Annotated in this window: 2 protein-coding genes; both read left to right on the top strand. The window is 68.9% G+C overall.

All coding sequences use genetic code 11. From position 1 onward, the window contains the following. The first annotated feature begins 92 nt into the window (after window positions 1–92). Window positions 93–1,343 (top strand): IS21 family transposase, encoded by a 1,251-nt coding sequence (istA, locus tag ACIP64_RS41435; protein WP_401598047.1) that lies wholly within the window; start codon window positions 93–95, stop codon window positions 1,341–1,343. Next, a complete protein-coding gene (gene istB, locus ACIP64_RS41430; RefSeq protein ID WP_401598044.1) occupies window positions 1,343–2,149 on the top strand; it encodes an IS21-like element helper ATPase IstB in 807 nt (268 codons plus the stop codon). Before istA ends, istB begins: the two co-directional genes overlap by 1 nt. The last annotated feature ends 73 nt before the right edge of the window (window positions 2,150–2,222 follow it).

Raw genomic sequence — 2,222 nt, 5'->3', positions numbered from 1 at the left:
TGTCGGCGACGGCTGAAAAGTGGACCGGTAGCGACGCTTGAAAGTTGACCCCCTTCAGGGGTCTGGCTCGTTGAGTCAGGCCGGGAGGAGTGGTGATCAGCGTGGAGGACTGGGCGGAGATTCGCCGGCTTCATCGGACCGAGCAGATGCCGGTGCGGGCGATCGCGAGGAAGCTGGGGATCGCGAGGAACACCGTCCGCAGGGCCATCGCGGACGACGCGCCGCCGAAGTACCAGCGGGCGCCGAAGGGCTCGATCGTGGATGCGGTCGAGCCGCAGATCCGAGAACTGCTCGAGCAGTGGCCGCAGATGCCGGCGACGGTGATTGCCGAGCGGATCGGCTGGGACCGCGGCCTGACCGTGCTCAAGGACCGGGTCCGGGACCTGCGGCCGGCCTATCGCCCGGCGGATCCGGCTTCGCGGACGGTCTATGAGCCGGGCGAGATCGGTCAGTGCGACCTGTGGTTCCCGCCCGCCGACATCCCGCTCGGCTTCGGGCAGGTCGGACGGCCGCCGGTGCTGGTCATGGTCGCGGGCTATTCGCGGTGGATCACCGCGCGGATGCTGCCCTCACGGTCCGCGGCGGACTTGATCGCCGGGCACTGGCGGCTGCTGACCGAGCTGGGAGCCGTTCCGAGGGTGCTGGTCTGGGACAACGAGGGAGCCGTCGGCTCCTGGCGGCCCGGTGGCCCGCAACTCACCGACGATTTCGCCGCGTTCGCCGGATTGCTGGGCATCAAGTTCCTGCTCTGCAAGCCCCGTGATCCCGAAGCCAAGGGCCTGGTCGAGCGGGCCAACGGCTATCTGGAGACGTCGTTCCTGCCCGGGCGGGTGTTCACCTCACCGGCGGACTTCAACGTCCAGCTCGCCGATTGGCTGACCAAGGCCAACCGGCGCATCCACCGCACCTTGCAGGCCCGCCCGTCGGACCGGCTCGAGGCCGATCGCTCCCGCATGCTCACTCTGCCGCCGATCGCCCCTCCGGGCTGGTGGAAGGCGTCGCTGCGGCTGCCGCGGGACCACTATGTCCGCCTGGACACTTGCGACTACTCGGTCCATCCACTGGCAGTCGGCCGCCGCATCGAGGTCGCCGCCGACCTGGACCAGGTCCTGGTGACCTGCGACGGCGTCGAGGTCGCCCGCCATGCCCGCAGCTGGGCCCGGCATCAGACCATCACCGATCCCGATCACGCGGCGGCTGCCGCGGCCGCCCGCAAGGCCGCCGCGGACAACAAGCCGGCACCGACGGTGACCACCGAGGTCGAGGAACGGTCGCTGGACACCTACGACCGGATCTTCGGCGTCATCGACGGCGGACTGAGCACCGGTGAAGGGGCCGCGTGATGAGCACGTCGAACGTCACGAACACAGCCAGGACCTTCCGCGATGTCGGCTCCGAACTGATCTATCTGACAAAGGCCTTGAAGGCCCCGGCCCTGCGGGACGCGGCTGTCCGGCTCGCCGAGCGAGCCCGCGATGAGGGCTGGAGCCACGAGGAGTATCTGGCCGCCTGTCTGCAGCGGGAGGTCGCCGCCCGCGACTCCCACGGCGCCGAAGGCCGCGTCCGGGCAGCCCGCTTCCCCTCCCGCAAATCGCTGGAGGACTTCGACTTCGACCATCAGCGGTCCGTGAAACGCGAGGTCATCGCCCATCTGGGAACCCTGGACTTCGTCGTCGGGAAGGAGAACGTGATCTTCCTCGGACCACCCGGCACCGGCAAGACCCACCTCGCCGCGGGCCTGGGCATCCGGGCCTGTCAGGCCGGCCACCGAGTCGCCTTCGCCACCGCCGCCCAGTGGGTCACCCGCCTCGCCGAAGCCCACCACGTCGGCCGTCTCAGCGACGAGCTGACCCGGCTGGGACGGATCCCGCTGATCGTGGTCGACGAGGTCGGCTACATCCCCTTCGAACCCGAAGCCGCGAACCTCTTCTTCCAGTTCATCTCAGGCCGCTACGAACGCGCCTCCGTGATCGTGACCAGCAACAAACCCTTCGGACGGTGGGGCGAAGTCTTCGGCGACGACACCGTCGCCGCCGCAATGATCGACCGCCTCGTCCACCACGCCGAAGTCATCTCGCTCAAGGGCGACAGCTACCGCATGCGCGGCCGCGACCTCGGACGGGTTCCCGCCGCCAACACCGGGGAATGACCAACATCAACCGAAGCAACGGGGGTCACCTTTCACCCGTCGGAAGCGGCTCAGAATTCAGGCGTCGCCGACA

The organism is Streptomyces sp. NPDC088733, assembly GCF_044751185.1.
Classification (GTDB): domain Bacteria; phylum Actinomycetota; class Actinomycetes; order Streptomycetales; family Streptomycetaceae; genus Actinacidiphila.
Note: the sequence above shows the minus strand (reverse complement) of the source record. Positions and strands in the feature narration are given on the sequence as shown.